This window comes from Pseudomonas sp. P1_F7, from assembly GCF_056405655.1.
In genome coordinates, this window is record NZ_JBFUBR010000001.1 from 331,649 (window position 1) to 348,802 (window position 17,154).

General features: G+C 58.7%; 17 protein-coding genes and 1 pseudogene. 1 reads left to right on the forward strand and 17 read right to left on the reverse strand.

The genetic code is table 11. The features are described from left to right. Positions 1-20 precede the first annotated feature (20 nt). The 16 genes and pseudogenes from AC1D1M_RS01345 to AC1D1M_RS01420 all read right to left on the reverse strand — a co-directional run bounded on the left by AC1D1M_RS01345 (position 21) and on the right by AC1D1M_RS01420 (position 14,646). Positions 21-671: an HAD family hydrolase gene (locus AC1D1M_RS01345; protein ID WP_477774175.1), complete on the reverse strand. Its 651-nt coding sequence runs from the start codon at positions 669-671 to the stop codon at positions 21-23. 2 nt (positions 672-673) lie between these two features. Next, positions 674-1,168, reverse strand: a complete 495-nt coding sequence (locus tag AC1D1M_RS01350) for an adenylyltransferase/cytidyltransferase family protein (protein WP_477774176.1) — start codon at positions 1,166-1,168, stop codon at positions 674-676. Between the two features lie 7 nt (positions 1,169-1,175). Beyond that, complete coding sequence (locus tag AC1D1M_RS01355) at positions 1,176-1,679, reverse strand: N-acetyltransferase family protein (RefSeq protein ID WP_477774177.1); 504 nt, start codon at positions 1,677-1,679, stop codon at positions 1,176-1,178. Then, entirely contained in the window at positions 1,672-2,982 is a 1,311-nt protein-coding gene (locus tag AC1D1M_RS01360) for an aspartate aminotransferase family protein (protein WP_477774178.1), read from the reverse strand. The genes AC1D1M_RS01355 and AC1D1M_RS01360 overlap by 8 nt, the downstream gene beginning before the upstream one ends. Before the next feature lie 108 nt (positions 2,983-3,090). Then, positions 3,091-3,332: pseudogene (locus AC1D1M_RS01365) on the reverse strand (transposase); the annotation flags it as partial. A gap of 662 nt (positions 3,333-3,994) precedes the next feature. Further along, a complete protein-coding gene (locus tag AC1D1M_RS01370; RefSeq protein WP_477774179.1) occupies positions 3,995-4,270 on the reverse strand; it encodes a DUF971 domain-containing protein in 276 nt (91 codons plus the stop codon). After that, positions 4,267-5,229, reverse strand: a complete 963-nt coding sequence (locus AC1D1M_RS01375) for a HEAT repeat domain-containing protein (protein WP_477774180.1) — start codon at positions 5,227-5,229, stop codon at positions 4,267-4,269. Before AC1D1M_RS01375 ends, AC1D1M_RS01370 begins: the two co-directional genes overlap by 4 nt. Further along, positions 5,226-6,074: an ABC transporter ATP-binding protein gene (locus tag AC1D1M_RS01380; RefSeq protein WP_477774181.1), complete on the reverse strand. Its 849-nt coding sequence runs from the start codon at positions 6,072-6,074 to the stop codon at positions 5,226-5,228. The genes AC1D1M_RS01375 and AC1D1M_RS01380 overlap by 4 nt, the downstream gene beginning before the upstream one ends. Then, positions 6,074-6,856: an ABC transporter permease gene (locus AC1D1M_RS01385; RefSeq protein ID WP_477774182.1), complete on the reverse strand. Its 783-nt coding sequence runs from the start codon at positions 6,854-6,856 to the stop codon at positions 6,074-6,076. Before AC1D1M_RS01385 ends, AC1D1M_RS01380 begins: the two co-directional genes overlap by 1 nt. 141 nt (positions 6,857-6,997) lie before the next feature. Next, positions 6,998-8,404, reverse strand: coding sequence for an ABC transporter substrate-binding protein (locus AC1D1M_RS01390; RefSeq protein ID WP_477774183.1), 1,407 nt, complete (start codon positions 8,402-8,404; stop codon positions 6,998-7,000). A gap of 242 nt (positions 8,405-8,646) precedes the next feature. Beyond that, the gene (locus tag AC1D1M_RS01395; RefSeq protein ID WP_003180418.1) at positions 8,647-8,892 is read right to left on the reverse strand and encodes a 4Fe-4S dicluster domain-containing protein; all 246 of its coding nucleotides are present in this window, start codon (positions 8,890-8,892) and stop codon (positions 8,647-8,649) included. A 26-nt stretch (positions 8,893-8,918) separates the two neighbouring features. Next, positions 8,919-10,649 carry a fumarate reductase/succinate dehydrogenase flavoprotein subunit gene (locus AC1D1M_RS01400; protein WP_477774184.1) on the reverse strand — a complete coding sequence of 577 codons (1,731 nt, stop codon included), beginning with the start codon at positions 10,647-10,649 and terminating at the stop codon, positions 8,919-8,921. Then, entirely contained in the window at positions 10,646-11,398 is a 753-nt protein-coding gene (locus AC1D1M_RS01405) for a GntR family transcriptional regulator (RefSeq protein ID WP_477774185.1), read from the reverse strand. The genes AC1D1M_RS01400 and AC1D1M_RS01405 overlap by 4 nt, the downstream gene beginning before the upstream one ends. Before the next feature lie 230 nt (positions 11,399-11,628). Then, on the reverse strand, positions 11,629-12,597 hold the full coding sequence (locus tag AC1D1M_RS01410; protein ID WP_477774186.1) for a Gfo/Idh/MocA family protein: 969 nt from the start codon (positions 12,595-12,597) through the stop codon (positions 11,629-11,631). A gap of 16 nt (positions 12,598-12,613) precedes the next feature. Continuing rightward, the gene (locus tag AC1D1M_RS01415) at positions 12,614-13,501 is read right to left on the reverse strand and encodes a Dyp-type peroxidase (RefSeq protein WP_477774187.1); all 888 of its coding nucleotides are present in this window, start codon (positions 13,499-13,501) and stop codon (positions 12,614-12,616) included. A 104-nt stretch (positions 13,502-13,605) separates the two neighbouring features. Next, the gene (locus AC1D1M_RS01420; RefSeq protein ID WP_477774188.1) at positions 13,606-14,646 is read right to left on the reverse strand and encodes an AraC family transcriptional regulator; all 1,041 of its coding nucleotides are present in this window, start codon (positions 14,644-14,646) and stop codon (positions 13,606-13,608) included. Positions 14,647-14,854: 208 nt separating this feature from the next. Here AC1D1M_RS01420 and AC1D1M_RS01425 point away from each other — a divergent pair, with 208 nt between their 5' ends. Further along, the gene (locus AC1D1M_RS01425; RefSeq protein WP_477774189.1) at positions 14,855-15,799 is read left to right on the forward strand and encodes a SphA family protein; all 945 of its coding nucleotides are present in this window, start codon (positions 14,855-14,857) and stop codon (positions 15,797-15,799) included. 119 nt (positions 15,800-15,918) lie between these two features. Here the strand turns inward: AC1D1M_RS01425 and AC1D1M_RS01430 are convergent, their stop codons facing one another. Next, positions 15,919-17,127 carry a DSD1 family PLP-dependent enzyme gene (locus AC1D1M_RS01430; protein WP_477774227.1) on the reverse strand — a complete coding sequence of 403 codons (1,209 nt, stop codon included), beginning with the start codon at positions 17,125-17,127 and terminating at the stop codon, positions 15,919-15,921. Between the last annotated feature and the right edge of the window lie 27 nt (positions 17,128-17,154).

Consider the following 17,154-nt stretch of genomic DNA (forward strand, 5'->3'; position numbering starts at 1 on the left):
CTATTCCTGCCCTTGGTTTATTACTTTGGTAACATAAACTCATCGAGTGATGAGAGTATTGAGACACGTGGGTCGCGGGCCCTAGGTTCATGTTGGTTACGGCGAATCTGCCAAGCATGGACTCCAAGGCTGCACGCGAGATCAACGGCGTACGGACTATCGTCGATAAGATGGATATCTTTCGCAGGCCGCGTACCGATCAACTGCTGAAACAACTCACCCCGTGTTTGATTGGCTGATTGCTGAGAAACTGTCTTGGCTTGTTTGAGCGATAACGCCGACTGGCGCAAGTTAATATCGAACAAGTCGGGGGCGTTCTGCGAAGCCGTATAAAAGATGACCATCAATCGGGCGTCGTCTATGCGCTGCAGCAGGTGTAATGCGTCGCTAAAAAACTCAGTGCCGGCGCACAGGCGCTGAAATTCGTTCTGCTTGTAGTCGGCCAACTCACTGGCATTCAATGAATGGAACTCGCCCTGGTCTTGAGCGTCTCTTTTCAGTTCCAAGAGACGTGAAGCCCCTTCCATGCGGGGACGCCCAGCAATGTGATCGATGTACTCTTCATGGGTCAGTTCTGTACCTCCAACTTTGAAGGCCGTATTGCGCCAGGCTTCGAAATGCGGAGTATTGAGCAGTGTCCCGTCAAGATCTATTAATATAAGAGCCGACACTATTAATCTCCCTGCTGCATATTTTTGGACATGACTAATCGCGCAATCCGCGAGGTCGAGTCGAATATCCTGTTGTCGGTCAGGGTCATACGTCCGCCCACACTTTCCACCAAGGCTCGTTCCGCCTGTAGTCTCACGTCAGAACCGTCGCTATAGTCCGCCCCCTTGAAGTACACATCAGGCCGTAAGGTTTTGATGATGTACTCGGCCGTCGGCATGTTGTTGACAATCACATGATCGCAATAGCGGATGGAGGCAATAAACTCAGCCCGTTTACAGTCAGAAAAAACCGGTCGATCTGGCCCCTTATTGACAAAGTTGTCAGCCGTGATTGACACAAACAAGCGGTCGACCATAGTTCTGGCGCATTTGAGGTGATAAATATGACCAAGGTGGACTATGTCAAAGCAACCGTGGCAAAGCCCAATAACGAGACCATTGATGCGGCAGTGCCTCACGACATCCTGCAACTCAGCGATATTAGTTAGAATACCCATGATAGTTTCATTTCCTTGAAGTGAGAAATTTCGCCATTATGTTCAAGTGTTCGTAGTCACCCCAATAGTCGGGCAGCTGTCCGACAATCTGAAAGCCATTACCCAAGTGAAACTGATATGCCGCACGCTCTTTATCTATATTTCCGATATCCAGGCATAAATAGCGCTTACCACGCTCAAAAGCGTAACTTTCGATTTTCGAATACAACAACGAGGCGATCCCATCACGTCGATAGTCGCTATCAACGATCAACCAGTCTGCCCAAAGTGCCTGCTTGGATGGAATCGGGCCGGATGCGCAGCCCATAGTTCCGACGACTATTCCATCTACGATTGCGACAAAGCGAACTCCTTCATGGGTAGTATCCGTGAGTTCGCTGGTAAGTTGGACGCGTGCAGAATTCGTCAAATCCTCTAACGAAGCGATTTGAGCAACCAAATTTAAAATCGCTGGCATGTCTGATTCATTGAAGGGGCGGATATAAATATCTTTTTTATATTCACTACTCATGGAACCTCAGCCTCTTCAATGCAGAGTCGAGGCGTTCACAGGCATCCTCGATCATCTTTGGAGTATGGGCGGCCGACAAGGTCACGGGCTCGGGACAATAACTAAGAGGCATAAGGAAACCGTACAGACGGTATTCACTGGACAGCATGTAGAATAATTTCTTGGCGAACTCTACCGGATATAGTTTTTCTATTTCTTTCATTGTCCGAGGGCGCTCGTATGCGCCAATATGAACGCCGATCCGTCCGCCATAACTGTCGAGATAGCAGGGTATTCCGTGCTTGTCGAAAACATCCCTCAGGCCTTTTTTTAACTGAGACTCCAACTCTGCGACATATCGAAATACAGCACCGTCCGCCAAGTGCTCGATAACAGCCAGAGCAGCCGACACCGAGAGATAACGCCCCGTATTGGTGCCGCTAACCTGAACAGGCCCTCGGGGCGCGATGATGTCCATGTACTCGGCTTTACCGGCAATTCCGGCGATAGGCATGCCGCATCCAAACGCTTTACCATAGGTCGCGATGTCCGGGACGACACCGAAGTCTTTCTGAGCCCCGCCGATGTTGGCACGAAACCCGGTCAACACTTCATCAAAAATCAGTAAAGCGCCATGTTGACTCGTAAGTGCACGTAGCTCCTGTAAGAATCCCTCGTCCGGTCTTATGCAGCCGATATTCAAAGCCACAGGTTCGAGAATGATGCCGGCTACATCCTCCTTGTATTGTTCAAACGCCTTCTGTACAGCGTGTGTATCGTTCCATGGAATCGGAACAGTCAGCATGCCATATTCATCAGGAATACCGACAGTCCCTGAGAGACGCTCCAACTCGCCACTGAGCAGCACTTTACCTGAGCGAGGAGATGAATCGATATTCCACGTCAGAGAGTCATTGAGACCATGGAAGTGCCCCTCGAACTTAAGAATGATACGCTTGCCGGTCACAGCGCGGGCTATGCGAGTGGCATACATGGTGGCTTCAAGGCCAGAATTTACCAAGCGCAATTTCTCCGCGCATGGCACAACAGCGCAGAACTTTTCACTCAACAGTCTATGTTTATCCGTTTCGTATTGCTGGAGAAAGCCTTGTGATAAAGAATGAGTTATAGATTCTTTGATGATCGCGCTATCGTGCCCTAAAAGACATGATCCCCACCCCATTATATAATCGTCGCACCACTCCCCCGTGGCGACTTGAACGCGCGCACCAGAAGCGCTTTTAATATGCACTGGACCGACAACCGATAAATGATTCCACCCAGCCAGTACATTCCCTACTCGTGTTTCCCTTTTGTACGCCATATCTTTTATGGCTCCTTCGAGTCGATGAAAAACAAGCAGCGGGTGAAGTTTTAAGCACCCACCATTTTTTGATACCGGCCCTGTAAACCAGTGCACAATCGTCGTTTAATACAATGATTCTTCCATCGCTGTATCGCTGTAGTCGAACCAGTTCTGCATCAAATCAACTCGTAACATGGCTATCAACGAAAACGCCGAACGGCCCCCTTCGCCCATTGGATAATACGGTTCGATCAAAACAATAAGCCGATTTCAGGGCACAACCTAATTCTCCTCGATCAAGATGTGCTCGCTGCGGGTCTACTTACATTTTTCGGTATGTTCGCATCCGCGAAAGACATCTGCTTCATTAGGGACAACCGTTCAGTTTGTGCGAGGTGCGTATTGCACAAAACTTGGAAGCCTTCTCCAGGGTTACCTTTGCTTCTGTATTTTACTGAGTGACACTTATGCTGTGAGTGCCGAACTAGCGATATCTTTGCGCAGGTGAATTATTAATACTCCTAGGATTTTATTTTGCAATCGAATGGCGTCACGAAACGTCCCATACGGATGTGGGCTTGTTCCTACGTGATGGCGGGATGAATCCCTGATGATTTGTGCGTGCGTTAAAACTTTAAGAATTTATAAACCGTTTCAATAGTTTGCGGTGTTTAAAGATTTCGACGAGTGCTCGTTTTTTTGATTCACCGCATTCAAATGTGAGCACGCTCAATTACTCAGTCGAACAGCATTCGCACCATTTCGTCATAGCGGTGATTACGTTATTTAAGACACCTTCAATGGCAAGTCAGCGCTCAGATTTGACGGCGCGAAGCTCGATGGCGCCGATGGCTTTGGYGCGGTGATGAAGGTRACRGCGACSTTCGGCATRGTCGCGGCGACCAAGGCWKTSGACAAGATTGTGGCGGGSGTGCGGCGGCCGGCGGAGCGCATCAAACCTGCCTGACCCGAATCGATATACCTATCTCGCGGGCAAGTCGGATCGCCGCACCGCTCGCACCTACAAATCTCAGGTCAGGCTGGAGAGATAAGCCCACGGATAAATCCCGCGCTCATGCCCGTCACTGAACACCAGTTGCAGGCCATACCCTTGCGAGTGCAACTCGATCACCTGAACCTGCACATCCACCATCGGCGCCATCCCTCGTAACCGAAACGCCCGGCACTGCGAGCACGGGCACTGCCGGCGCAATTCGGCATGGTCCAGCAGTTGCTCGCGGCCATCCGGCCAGTTCAGTCGCAATTGCTGTTTGCTGCGGGAATTGCCAATCGCCAGCGGGTTCATTGCAGTTGACTCAAAGCAATGCGCACGGCCTTGCGCACTTCAGGGTCGCCGTCGTCTTGTGCGTCCTGCAATGCCGCAATGGCCTGTGGGTCGTTCAATTCGCCGAGGGCCAACGCCGCTTCCTTGCGCAGGTTACTGATGCGATGGCCGAGGGTGTCGATCAACGCATCGAGCGCCGGTCCATAACGCAAGCGACCGAGGCTGCGGGTGGCGCGCAGGCGCACTTGCCAGTAATCGTCGCCCAAGGCGTCGATCAGGGCCGGGCCGGCGTCGAGGTGGCCGACCTTGCCCAGGGTGGTGGCGGCTTCTTCGCGGACTTGCCAGGCAGCGTCGCGCAAGGCCTGGCGCAGGGCCGGCAGCACCTGTGCGTCAGACGCCAGGCCCAAGGCCCCGGTGGCGGCGCGCCGCACGTCGGTGTCCGGGTCAGCGCTGGCCAACCGCGCCAGTGCCGGCAAGGCATCGAGTTGCTTGAGCCAGCCGAGCACGCCCACCGCCTCGCGGCGCACGCTGGCGCTTTCATCGTCCAGTGCCCGGGCAGCCGCTCCCGCGGCATCGGGGCAACGCAACTCGCGCAGCGCCCTGAACGCGGCAATGCGTACGCCGCTGTCGGCGTGCCCGGTCCACGGCAGAATGACCCGGCCCGCCGCTTCACTCTTGAGCAGGCTGAGGCTTTGCGCAGCAGCCACCTGCACCGCCGGGGATGGATCCGTCAGGGCCTGGCACAGCGCTTCGACCACGGGCTCGTCCTCCCAGGCTTCCAGCAACCGCGCGGCTTCGGCGCGAATCTCTGCAATCGGGTCTTCGGCCAGTCGATTGATCAACCACAGCAGGCCGTCAGGTTCCTCGAGATCGGCCAGTTCGATCAGCGCGATCCGCCGTACACCGGGGTCGTCATCGGTCAGACGCGGTTGCAGGGCCAGAATGTCGTCGTTATCGGTTACATCGAATAGTGAGGTCATAGGGCAAATCGCGGCAGTTTGTTTTCAGGGGGAAGTCCGAGCGGGTTCAGGCGCGGCAGTTGCCGACCGTCCTCGTGCCGCAGGAGTTCGAGGCAATGGCGCTTGAGGTGCGAGAATTCAGGGCGGGTCATCAGTTCCGTGCTGCGCGGCCGGGGGAAGTCCAGGCGCAGGTCTTCGATGATTCGCCCGGGGCGTGAGCTCATGACCAGCAGGCGATCGGCGAGGAACAGCGCTTCGTCGATGTCATGGGTGATAAACACCACGGTGGTGCGGATGCGCGTCCAGATGTCCAGCAGCAGTTCCTGCATGTTCAATCGAGTCAGGGCATCGAGGGCACCGAAGGGTTCGTCCATCAGCAACAGGCGCGGACGGTTGACCAGCACCCGGGCGATTTCCACCCGTTGCTGCATGCCGCCGGAGAGCTGATCGGGCCAGCGCTCGGCAAAGCCTTCGAGGCCCACCAGGGCGAGGATTTCATCCGCTGCCTTGTGCCGTTCGGCCTTGCCGATGCCTTGCATTTTCAAGCCGAACGCCACGTTGTCGCGCACCGTGCGCCACGGAAACAGCGTGTGCTGCTGGAACACCATGCCCCGTTGTGGCGATGGGCCCGACACCGGCGCGCCATCCACGTTCAAGGTGCCGGTGCGCGGTTGCAGGTGGCCGGCCAGTGCGCCGAGCAAGGTGGACTTGCCGCAACCGGACGGCCCAAGAATGCACACGAACTGCCCCGGCTCGATCTGGCAATCGAGGCCCTGCACTGCTTCGAAAGCCCCCAGCCCCTCGCCCAGGCTGATCGACAGCCCGCGAATATCGATACGCCCTTCCAGGTGTTGAAAAACGCTCATCAGGCTTTTCCTCGTGGTCGATGCCAAGGCGTGAACAACCCGCCCAGACGCTTGATCAACAGGCTGCTGCCCATCCCGAGCACGCCGATCAGCAACATGCCGACCACGATGTCGGCGTAGTTCTGGATGGTGTAGGACTCCCAGGTGTAATAGCCGATGCCAAATTGGCCGGAGATCATTTCCGCCGTCACCAGGCAGAACCACGAGGTGCCCATGCCGATGGCCAGGCCGGTGATGATGCTGGGCGCGGCACCCGGAAGAACGACCTCCAGCAGGATTGCCCGGCGCCCTGCCCCGAGGCTTTTCGCCGAGGCGATCAACCGCGGGTCGACACCTTCGACGCCGTGCACGGTGTTGAGCAGGATCGGGAACAGTGCGCCGGTGAAGGTGATGAACACCATCGACAGTTCCGAGGAGGGAAACATCAGGATCGCTAGGGGAATCCACGCCACCGCCGGGATCGGGCGCAGCACTTCCAGGGGCGGCAGCAACAGATCTTCGGCCCATTTCGAGCGGCCGATGGCCAGGCCCAGGGCCACGCCGATGATCAGCGCCGCGAGGTAACCGGCGAATACCCGGCCGAGGCTGCTGCCCAGGTGCTGCGCGAGTTTGCCGGAGTCGCCGAGGCCTAGGGCGGCTTCAATGACCGCCAAGGGTGTCGGGACGTTGGCGAAGGTCACCAGGCCGAGGTTCCAGTGGTGGCTGGCGGCGAGTTGCCAGAACAGCAGGCAGAGCAGCAGTGAAGCGACCCTTGGAATCCAACGTAAAAATGATCCAGACATACACATTTCCCGATGGCAATCACAACCCCTGTAGGAGCTGCCGAAGGCTGCGATCTTTGACGGCTTCACGATTGCCGAAGAGCAAGATCAAAAGATCGCAGCCTTCGGCAGCTCCTACAGGGAACCGTGGTGTTTGGGGGGTTAGCGAACCGCCACGGCCTGGGCAGTGGCATCGGTAAAGTCAAAGACCTTGCCGCCCTGGGCCGTGGCGAACTGTTGGGCCTGACCTTTGAGCAGGAACGCGCTCAGCCGTCCTTTCCCGTCGGTGGCAAACCACGCCTGATCCGCCAGCAACTTGATCCCGCTGTCGCTGGCCTGGGCGTACACCGCGCGGATGTTCTTGCCTTCCTGTTTCAGCGCTGTCAGCGCGGTAAATGCCGACTCCGCCGAGGCGTATTGACGAACTTTCGGCTCGCCGCGCACCCAGATTTCCACCACATGACTGAAGTCGGTGATGGCTTTGCCGCTGGCGGCATCGACGGCTTTGAGCGGCGTCTGCTTGTAGTTCGCAAGCTGCGCGCTGTAGTCCAGGTTCGAGGCCTTGAAGGCGGCGCGGATGTATTGGTCGTCGATGAAGTGGTTGAGATCGAGACCGCGATCGGCCTTCTTCAACAGCTTGAGGGTCTCGATGGCTGTGCCCACGGCCTGGCGATATTCCGGCTTCCAGCTCAGGTCGCGGGTCTGCACACCGAGTGGGCCATGGAACAGGTAATTGACCTCGGCATCGACCCCGGTGACCTTGGCGATCAACTCGCTGTATTTCTCCGGTTCAGCCGCCAGCAACTGGTTGGCTTCGATACTCGCCCGCAGGTAAGCGACGACGATTTCCGGGTACTTCTTCGCATAGGCCTGATCGACCAGCGCACCGTGAAAGGTCGGCGCGTTGGCTTGGGAACCGTCATAGATCTTGCGGGCGAAACCACGGCTCGGGAACAGTTCGGCGAAGGGTACGAAGTCAGCGTGAGCATCGATCTTGCCGGCCTGCAATGCGGAGCCGGCGACTTCCGGCGGCTGGGCGATGATGTTCACGTCCTTGAGCGGGTCCCAGCCTTGGGCCGCGACGGCGCGCAGCAGCATGCCGTGAGCGGTGGAGGCGAACGGCACGGAAATGGTCTTGCCTTTGAGCTCTGCCAGCGACTGAACGCCCGACGCACTCGGCACCACGATGCCGTTGCCGCTGCCCTTGATGCTGCCCGACAGCACACTGATGAACAGGCTGTGCTTGCCCGCCGTTTCGAACGCCACGCCGTTGAACGCCCCGGGGAAATCGGCCATGACGCCGAAGTCGAGTTTGCCGGCCACCATCTCGTTGGTCAGGGGGGCGCCGCTGGTGAAGTTTTTCCACTGCACGTCGTATTGGGCGTCTTTGTAGGGGCCATCGTGGGGCAGGTATTTGTCCAGCAACCCGAGTTCGCGAATCAACAATCCGCCGGCGGCGCAATTGATGGTGGTGTCCTGGGTGCCAATGGCAATACGGATGGTTTCGGCCGAGGCCGACAGGGTGAATGAAGCCAGTACCAGACCGGCCAGAGCTGCACGCAACATCATGAGTGTTTCCCCTCGAATCATTTATTGGATGTTCGTCTCCGCCACGATCAGGGCGTGGTGGGAAACGAGGGGGTGTCTTGAATCAGGCGTCCGGTGGTGGCCGGATGGCTTTAAATATTATTTGAGCTGGCCCCGTTCCACTGTGGGAGCGAGCTTGCTCGCGATGGCGTCCTTTCAGTCAATGGAGATGCCAGCTGTGGCGGCCTCATCACGAGCAAGCTCGCTCCCACAGGGACTGTATTTCAACGCAGCAGGTACGGAATCTCGACTTTCACAGCGCCCGTCGGGCAATCCTTTTCACAGGGCATGCAGTACCAGCATTCATCGAACGCCATGTAGGCCTTTTGCGTGGCCGGGTTGATCGCCAGCAGGTCCATCGGGCAAACGTCGACGCACACGGTGCAGCCTTTGTGGGCGATGCATTTGTCCTCATCGACCGTGACCGGTGCGTTGGAGCGGAAGAAGATTTCCTGGGGTTGGTAAGCCATGTTCGGTCTCTCTTTTGTTGTCGGCATCAAGCCGCATCGGCACCGACCCGCAGCCGGTCGTAGGCCTGCATCTCGTTGGCATCCAGCGGGATGATGTAAGGCTCGACGGCTTTCTTGAAACTGCTCATCAAACCGTTTTCGTCTTTCTTCAGGTGGCAATGGCAGAACCAGTCGCGGTCGTTGCGTTGCGGGTGATCGACACGATGGTGGTAAAGCCCCCAGCGGCTTTCGGCGCGGAACAATGAAGCGCGGGCGGCCATTTCGGCGCAGTCGCGGATCATGCTGACTTCCATGGCGCGCATCAGCTCGTGGGCGTTGTGGGCCTTGATCTGGTCGAGATCGCGCTGGATGTCGCTGAAGCGTTGCAGGCCGATCTGCATCTTCTTGGTCACTTTCGGCGGTTGCAGGTAGTCATTGACGAAGCGCCGCAGCTTGTATTCGACCTGGGCCGGTGGCAGGCCGTGCTCACGATCCAGCGGTGCGTAGACCCGCTGTTTTTCGCTTTCGATCTGCCGCGCATCCAGCGCTGAAAACTCGCGCCCGGCGACAAAATCCGCTGCGTTGTTGCCAGCGAACCAGCCATAGGTGAACGCGCCGAGCATGTAGTTATGCGGCACGGCAGCCATGTCCCCCGCCGAGTACAAGCCCTTGACCGAGGTCTCGGCCTTCTCGTTGACCCACACACCCGACGCCGAATGCCCGCTGCAAAAACCAATTTCCGAGATGTGCATCTCGACCATCTGCGTGCGGTAGTCGGTGCCACGATTGGCATGGAACTGGCCGCGACTCGGACGCTCGTTGCTGTGCAGGATCTCTTCGATGTTCTGGATGGTTTCCTCGGCCAGGTGATCGAGCTTGAGGAACACCGGACCATTGCCGCTTTCCAGCTCCTGATGGAATTCCCACATCATCTGCCCGCTCCAGTAGTCGCACTCGATGAAGCGTTCGCCCTTGTTGTTGGCGGTGTAGCCGCCCAAGGGGCCGGTGACGTAGGCGCAGGCCGGGCCGTTGTAATCCTTGATCAGCGGGTTGATCTGGAAGCATTCCAGGTTCGCCAGCTCGGCCCCTGCGTGATAGGCCATCGAGTAGCCGTCGCCGGCATTGGTCGGGTTTTCGTAGGTGCCCATCAGATAGCCCGAGGACGGCAACCCCAGACGTCCGGCGGCACCGCAGGCGAGGATCACCGCCTTGGCCTTGATCACATGGAAGTCAGCCGTGCGGCAATCAAAGCCCATCACGCCGTTGACCGCGCCCTCTTCATCCGTCAGCAATCGGGTGCAGACCAGGCGATTGGTGATACTCACCCGCGCGCGCTTCAACTGCCGATAGAGGACTTTCTTGATGTCGTGCCCTTCCGGCATCGGCAACACATAAGCGCCCATGTGGTGAACCTTCTTCACCGCGTAGTCGCCGGTTTCGTCCTTCTCGAATTTCACGCCCCAGCGGTCCAGTTGCTCGATGGTCTCGAAACTGTGGGTGGCATAGGCGTACACCGCGGCCTGATTGACGATGCCGTCGTTCGCGATGGTGATTTCCTTGGTGTATTGCTCAGGCGTCGAGTGACCAGGAATGATCGCGTTGTTCAGGCCGTCCATGCCCATGCTGATCGCGCCGCTGCGCTTGACGTTGGCCTTGTCGATCAACAACACCCGCAGGTCGCGGTTGCGTTCCTTGGCCTTGATCGCCGCCATGGGGCCGGCGGTGCCGCCGCCGATCACGACGATGTCGTATTCCTGCTCCAACGTGCTGCGCGTCATGCCTGCTCCCCTTTTTGCCGGTCGATCCGCAGGCGGTACTGGAACGCATCGCCACGGTAGTAAAGGTGTTCAAAGTCCAGCGGCCGACCCTCGACATCGTGGGTCAGGCGTTCGATGCGCATGATCGGCGAGCCGGGTTCGACGTTCAGCGCCCGAGTCAGGTCGCTGTCGGCCAGTACCGCATCGATGGCCAGGTCAGCGTGCCCCAGGGCCAGGCCGCAGTCGTTTTCCAGAATCAGGAAAATGTCGCGGGTGACCAGGTCGGCTTTTTCCAGGCGCTCACCAACGGCCTTGGGCAGATAAGTGATTTCCAGGGAAACCGGCTCGCGATTGATCAGGCGCACACGCTTGATCTGCGCCACGATCTCGCCTTCGGCCACCTGTAAACGCTCGGCCACGAGCTTGTCGGCGGCAATGAATTTGAAGCTGCGCAGGCGGTTGATCACCTCATAGCCGCGACCGGTCATGGACTCGGCCAGGCCTTGCAGGGTGCTGACGTTCTGGAAGGTTTTCGGCTTGGCGACGAAGGTGCCCTTGCCGTGGATCTTGAAGATCAGCCCTTCCTTTTGCAGGTCGCCCAAGGCCTGGCGCACGGTGATGCGGCTGACCTTGAACAACGCGCCAAGCTCGCTTTCGGAAGGCATCTGGCTGTCTTGCGGGTATTCGCCGTCGAGGATGCGGGCGCGCAGCACATCTCGCAGCTGGGTGTGCAACGGGACGCTGCTCAGGGATAGAACGTTATCAGTCATGGCAGATCACTTGTTATAACGAGTTATGACGTGATCTTAGAGAGGTTATGACACGCTTGAGAAATACCGAATGCGCATAAGGTTAGATTCACCACCGTCCCTGTGGGAGCGAGCTTGCTCCGGGCGGCGTTCCGACGATGACGGCGGGTCAGTCGACTTCAATGTTGAATGTGAAACCGCTATCGCGAGCAAGCTCGCTCCCACAGGGGGATTGTGTGTGGTCTGAGGGATCAGTCGCGCTTGAGGATCCGGTCCATCACCCAATCGGTCTTCAGCGCCTGCTCGGCCACGGCGGGGTGCTGCGCCTCGCCACGAATATGCGCATTCATGCCCAATACGTGATGCCACTGAATGTGGGCGTGATGCTCGATGGTCAGGCTGAGGTATTCATCGGCGTGCAGCTCGACCGGGTGTTCATCGAATACTGAAAAGGTGATCCGGCCTTTGCTGCCAATCACTTCGACCCGGTCTTCACGACGGTCTGCAACGAAGTTCCAGCAGCCCATCCCCAGCGCCCCGCTGGCAAACCGCCAAGTGGCGCTGACGGCATCTTCGGCCGCGTACAAACCGGCCTGGCGTGCGGTGAACCCGGCGACTTCGACGATATCGCCGAGCAGGTACTGAAACAGGTCCAGGCCATGGCTGGCCAGATCCGCAAAGTAGCCACCACCGGCAATCGCCGGATCGGTGCGCCAATTTTCACTGCCGTTCTGATCCACTGCCGACGGGGCTTTGGTGAGGGTCCAGGTCAAGTGCCGGACCTCGCCGATCCGTCCCTCTTCCAGCCATTGCCGCACTTGCCGGAAGCGTGGCAGCGAACGCCGGTAATAGGACACGAACAAGTGCAGCCCGGCATCGGCAAACACCTGCTGCATTTCACGACTTTGCCCGGCATTCAGCGCCATCGGTTTTTCCACGCAGCAATGCTTGCCGGCGGCGGCCACCTGCAAGGCATAGGCGTGATGGCTGTCGGGCGGCGTGGCGATGTACACCGCGTCGACCTCGGGATCGTTGATCAGCGCCTGCGCATCGGTGTAGACCCGCGCGATGCCATGGCGCGCGGCGTAGTCGGTGACAGCTTCCAGGCGCCGCCCCATCACTGCCACCAACGCCGATCCGGGCGCCTTGTAGAAGGCCGGCCCGCTTTTGCGTTCAGCGACGCTGCCACAACCGATCATGCCCCAGCGCACCAGGTTCATAGGCACTCCTTGCTGCTCAGCCGACGCGCAATGCGCGCAGGTCCAGTCGACCGTCCTTGAGCGGCGGGCACCAGTAGTAGCCACCGGTGATCGGACGGCTGATGCGGTACAGACCGTCGGTGATGCCGTCTTCCAGGCCACTCATGCGGCGCAGTTGGGCTTCGAAGGCATCGAGGGAAAAACCGAAGGCCAGGAACATCAGGCCAGCGCGGTCGCCTTCGATCCACGGCATCGAACGGCGCACCACAAAGGCCTCGGGTGCGAAGCTTTCCTGGGCGGTGCGTTTGACGTGGGCGGAAACCGGCGCGTCGTCGATCTCTTCGTTATCGCTCAAGCGGCGGCCCATGATGTTGTCTTTTTCATCCGCCGACAGCGCATGGAAACCTTTCAAGTCATGCTGCCACTGCTGGATCGCGGCAAAGCTGCCACCCACCGTGCCGTCCGCGCCCTCACCCACCAGGGCGGCGGTCACGGCGGCTGCGTCGTGGGGGTTCTCGGTGCCGTCTTCGAAGCCGGTCAGGTCATGGCCGTTCATATGGCGGAAGGTTTCGTTCATCTGCACCAGGCGCAACGCCGGGGCCAGTGCCGCTTCGATGGCGTTGCTGCGGTTGAGCAACTCACCACGGTCTTCACCGTGCAGCCAGCACCAGAGCGCGTGTTGGGTCGACGGATTGTCGACGCCGACCCCAGCCAGTGCCGGGAAAGTACGCAGGCCTTCGATCTGCCCATTCAGCGTCTTGACCAGGGATTCGCCGAAGCCGACGACAGCCGATTTTCCGTCCACCAGTTGCATCAAGTTGTCGAGTGCGACCGGCAATGCTTCGACGGATTCGAGGGCGAAGAACATATGGCGGGCTTGAGGCGGAACGGGGGTGGCGAGAATGCCCGGCTGGTAATGGCTCATATGAACTCCTTGAAAAAGAGCACGGAGTTTAACCGGAGTACGAGGGTTTGTGTGCCATCCGGGCCCAGGAACCTATGCCACAGAAGCTGCTCATCACAAAAAGATCAGACCACGCTGGGGCTTTCGTTGCGGAACGCACTCGGGCTCATGCCGGTCCAGCGCTTGAAAGCCCGGCGAAAGCTGCGCACGTCGCTGTAGCCGACTTCTTCGGTGATGCGTTCGATGGACATGTCCGGGTTGGCCAGCAGGCTCATGGTGCGGGCCTGGCGCACTTGTTCCAGCAGCGTTTCGAACGTCAGCGCGTGTTCGGTCAGGCGCCGGCGCAAGGTGCGGCTGCTCATGTTCAGGTCGCCGGCGATTTTCTCGATGTGGCTGCCCTCGGTCAGGTCCCGGGCAATCGCCCGTTCCACCGCCTGGATCAGATCCATTTTCTGGTGCACCTGCGCGGCTTCCAGTTCGAGCAGTTTCACTGCCTGACGCAGGGCCAGGGAATGGTGATTGGGCAGATTAACGTCCAGCCAGTGCACATCGATCACCATGCGGTTTTGCAGGCAGCCGAAACGCACGTCCGGCCCCAGCAGGCGCGAATATTCGCCGAGATAATCCGGCGCGGCATGCATGAACTCCACGGCCATCGGCTTGAAATTCGCCCCGACCAGCGCCCGACCGTACACCAGCAGGCTGGCGAAGAACTCCTCGACCGCGAACAACTGCACGTCGGCGAACGGCAAGCGGCATTCAGCGTCGACATACACCCGATCCCCCGCCTCCTCCACACTCGACACGACAATGCCGCCAGAGGTGTGCTGATGGCGAATGCCCAGCTCAAAGGCATCGCGCAGGGTCTTGCACAGCGATAACACATGCCCCAGCAACCCCAGCGTACCGAGCACATTCTGCGCGCCGACCCACAAGCCCAACCCCTGATTGGGCAAGGCTTTTAGCGCGCGCTGAATCATGGCCACGGCCTGGCGATAGGAAATGCGCTGCGCCGGGTCCTGCAGGTCTTCAAAGGTAAAACCCAAGCCTCGACACAGGCTCTCGGGGTGGATGCCTTTTTGCTCGGCGACTTCGGCCAGGGTCTGCAGGAGAAACGGCGACACCAGCGCCAGTTCAAAGGTGGGATCGATCACTTTCATTTGCATGGGGCCATACATTCCGGGTCGAGCTGCATTCTTATTTTTGTAACCGGTTATGTCGAAGGAAGTTAGCACAGGGTTCAAAGGCTGTCCGCAGAAGTCCCCCTAAATGGCCGCCAATACCCTGCCTTGCAGGGCGCAGACAGCTTATTTCTATGTTGCGGCCCTCGTATGGATGCCGGACAGCCCGCTAACAATAATAATGAGTACACCCATGATCCCGACCCGCACGACACTTCCCCTACTGGTCATTGGCCTGGCCGGCGTCTGCGCCCTGCAACCGGCACTGGCCACCGAGGCTGGCGTGGACAACATCGGCACCGGCACCGACGGCTTTTTCATGTTGCCGCTTTCACCCGACAGCCTTCCGGACAACATGGTTGCGTTCAACCTCTACTACAACCACTACAAAGCCACGAAGCTGAACATCAGCTCGCTCGGCGGCAAGGTGCCGAACGTCGAGATCGAATCCACGGCGGTCATTCCGCGCCTGGACTACCTCAGCCCGTTGCGAGTGTTTGGCGGCCGGCTGGCGGGCTACATCGCGCAGCCCTGGCTCAAGCAGGAGGTCTCGGTGTTCGGCTTGCAGGACACCCGCGAAGGCATGGGCGACACAACGGTTGCGCCGATCATTCTCTGGGACATGGGTCCAAACCTGACCCTCGGCGCCGCCATCGAAATCACCGTGCCGACCGGCGAATACAGCGTTGATCGCCTGGCCAACACCAGCAACAACTTCTACACCTACAAACCGCTGTTCTCCTTCACCTGGCTGCCGACGGACAGAACCGAGGTGTCGATGAAGACCACCTACAGTTTCAACGAGAAAAACAAGGACACCGATTACAAGTCGGGGCAGATTTTCCACTTCGACTATTCGGCCAGTTTCAAGATCACCGACGACCTGATGCTCGGGTTGAACGGCTACTACCTCAAGCAAACCACCGACGACAAACAGTTCGGCCATACCGTGCAGTTCAATGGCCAAGACGTGAACGACGGGGTGCGCGGGCAGGTGTTTGCCATTGGTCCGGCGCTGCACTGGACCTTTCTCAAATACGCCAGCGCGGAGATTCGCTGGGCCAAGGAGTTCGACGTGGAAAACCGACCTGAAGGGGAAATGCTTTGGGCGAAGGTCAGCATTCCCTATGCGTTTTGACTGAGTTGACGCTATCGTCGGAACGCCGCCCGGAGCAAGCTCACTCCTACATTGGAATGCATTCCAAATGTGGAAGTGAGCTTGCTCGCGATAGCGGTTTAACAGACTCAGAATCTTCCTCAGGAATACACCGGCCAGCTATCCACAATCTTCCCACCCCGAACCGCCAGCAAATCCCCGAACTGCAACAACACCGACTCCGTCTGGGTCGGGCGCAAGAACACCTGGTCCTCAACCGCCAACCCCACCGCCGCCGAACCATTGACCATTTCCTGGTTCGAGCTGCGGCCATACACGCCATTGCTCTGCAACCCCGCTGGCGATTCGAACTCTGCCATCCAGTTACCGCCATAGATGAAATACGTCTCGCGCTGATTGGTATCCCACCAGGAAAACAGCCTGGACTTGTCATCCAGCGCCGGAATGTTCACCGCCCCGGTGCTTTTCAACACCGGCGTAGCGATATAAGCGGCCGGCACATGCTCCACCAGAGACGGCAAATCATAGTGAGTGGGCTTGAGCATCGCCGTCCCCACCGACACTTCGCTGCTGAGCTGTTCGTGTTCATGCATGCGATAGCTCGGGCTGCCGGCCGTGTTGAGGGTCAGCCCTTCGCGCCACAAACCGGGGTATTGCTGACGGGTGAAATCGACACAGCGGTTGTAGATCACCATCACCTTGGCGAACAGCTCCTCGGGCGACCCCAGAATCCCCGGCACGCCCATGCCCACGAACGGGTCGTAGCCCATGAACCCGGCGAATTCCAGGTGCTGCGGGTGCTGGCTGATCAGCGTCAGCATCTGCCCGAGTACGCCAAGGTCGCTGACGCCACCGCGATGCAGTCCGACATCCAGTTCGATGTTGACCCGCATTCGCGTGCCCAGCCCTTGAGCCAGGGCGAGGTATTGCTGCAGGCGCTCCGGCGTATCGAGCAACCATTGTAATTGCGTCGAAGGGTCGAAAGGCCCCTTGTGGGATTGATAGAACAGCTCGGCCGAACGCACCGGCAGCGGCTTGCCCAGCAGAATGTCGGCCTCGGCAAACTGCACCGCGTCATGGTTGAGAAACGGCTGGTGAAACGACATCAGGCGTTGGGTGCCGGCGCGCCGGGCGATGTAGGCCAGGAGCCCCGGCGCCGGCAGTGATTTTTCCACCAGGCGCAGGTGCTTGCCGGCGCGCTTGACCGATTGCATCACCACATCGATGTTGTGATCCAGCCGATCAAGGTCGATCAGCATCACCGGTCGCATCGGCCCGTGGTCCTTGAGTTCGCAGTTCAGCGTACGGAAGTAATCGCTGTACGGCGCGCCTCGGTCACCCGGCCGCAGCCACGCACCTGCACCCACCAACAAGGC

Coding starts and splice junctions, on each gene's coding strand:
- AC1D1M_RS01420 (WP_477774188.1), bottom strand. CDS start 14,646: ATGCAAATGAAAGTGATCGATCCCACCTTTGAACTGGCGCTGGTGTCG.
- AC1D1M_RS01410 (WP_477774186.1), bottom strand. CDS start 12,597: ATGAACCTGGTGCGCTGGGGCATGATCGGTTGTGGCAGCGTCGCTGAA.
- AC1D1M_RS01380 (WP_477774181.1), bottom strand. CDS start 6,074: ATGAGCGTTTTTCAACACCTGGAAGGGCGTATCGATATTCGCGGGCTG.
- AC1D1M_RS01350 (WP_477774176.1), bottom strand. CDS start 1,168: ATGGGTATTCTAACTAATATCGCTGAGTTGCAGGATGTCGTGAGGCAC.
- AC1D1M_RS01360 (WP_477774178.1), bottom strand. CDS start 2,982: ATGGCGTACAAAAGGGAAACACGAGTAGGGAATGTACTGGCTGGGTGG.
- AC1D1M_RS01405 (WP_477774185.1), bottom strand. CDS start 11,398: ATGACTGATAACGTTCTATCCCTGAGCAGCGTCCCGTTGCACACCCAG.
- AC1D1M_RS01395 (WP_003180418.1), bottom strand. CDS start 8,892: ATGGCTTACCAACCCCAGGAAATCTTCTTCCGCTCCAACGCACCGGTC.
- AC1D1M_RS01400 (WP_477774184.1), bottom strand. CDS start 10,649: ATGACGCGCAGCACGTTGGAGCAGGAATACGACATCGTCGTGATCGGC.
- AC1D1M_RS01415 (WP_477774187.1), bottom strand. CDS start 13,501: ATGAGCCATTACCAGCCGGGCATTCTCGCCACCCCCGTTCCGCCTCAA.
- AC1D1M_RS01355 (WP_477774177.1), bottom strand. CDS start 1,679: ATGAGTAGTGAATATAAAAAAGATATTTATATCCGCCCCTTCAATGAA.
- AC1D1M_RS01370 (WP_477774179.1), bottom strand. CDS start 4,270: ATGAACCCGCTGGCGATTGGCAATTCCCGCAGCAAACAGCAATTGCGA.
- AC1D1M_RS01375 (WP_477774180.1), bottom strand. CDS start 5,229: ATGACCTCACTATTCGATGTAACCGATAACGACGACATTCTGGCCCTG.
- AC1D1M_RS01385 (WP_477774182.1), bottom strand. CDS start 6,856: ATGTCTGGATCATTTTTACGTTGGATTCCAAGGGTCGCTTCACTGCTG.
- AC1D1M_RS01390 (WP_477774183.1), bottom strand. CDS start 8,404: ATGATGTTGCGTGCAGCTCTGGCCGGTCTGGTACTGGCTTCATTCACC.
- AC1D1M_RS01425 (WP_477774189.1), top strand. CDS start 14,855: ATGATCCCGACCCGCACGACACTTCCCCTACTGGTCATTGGCCTGGCC.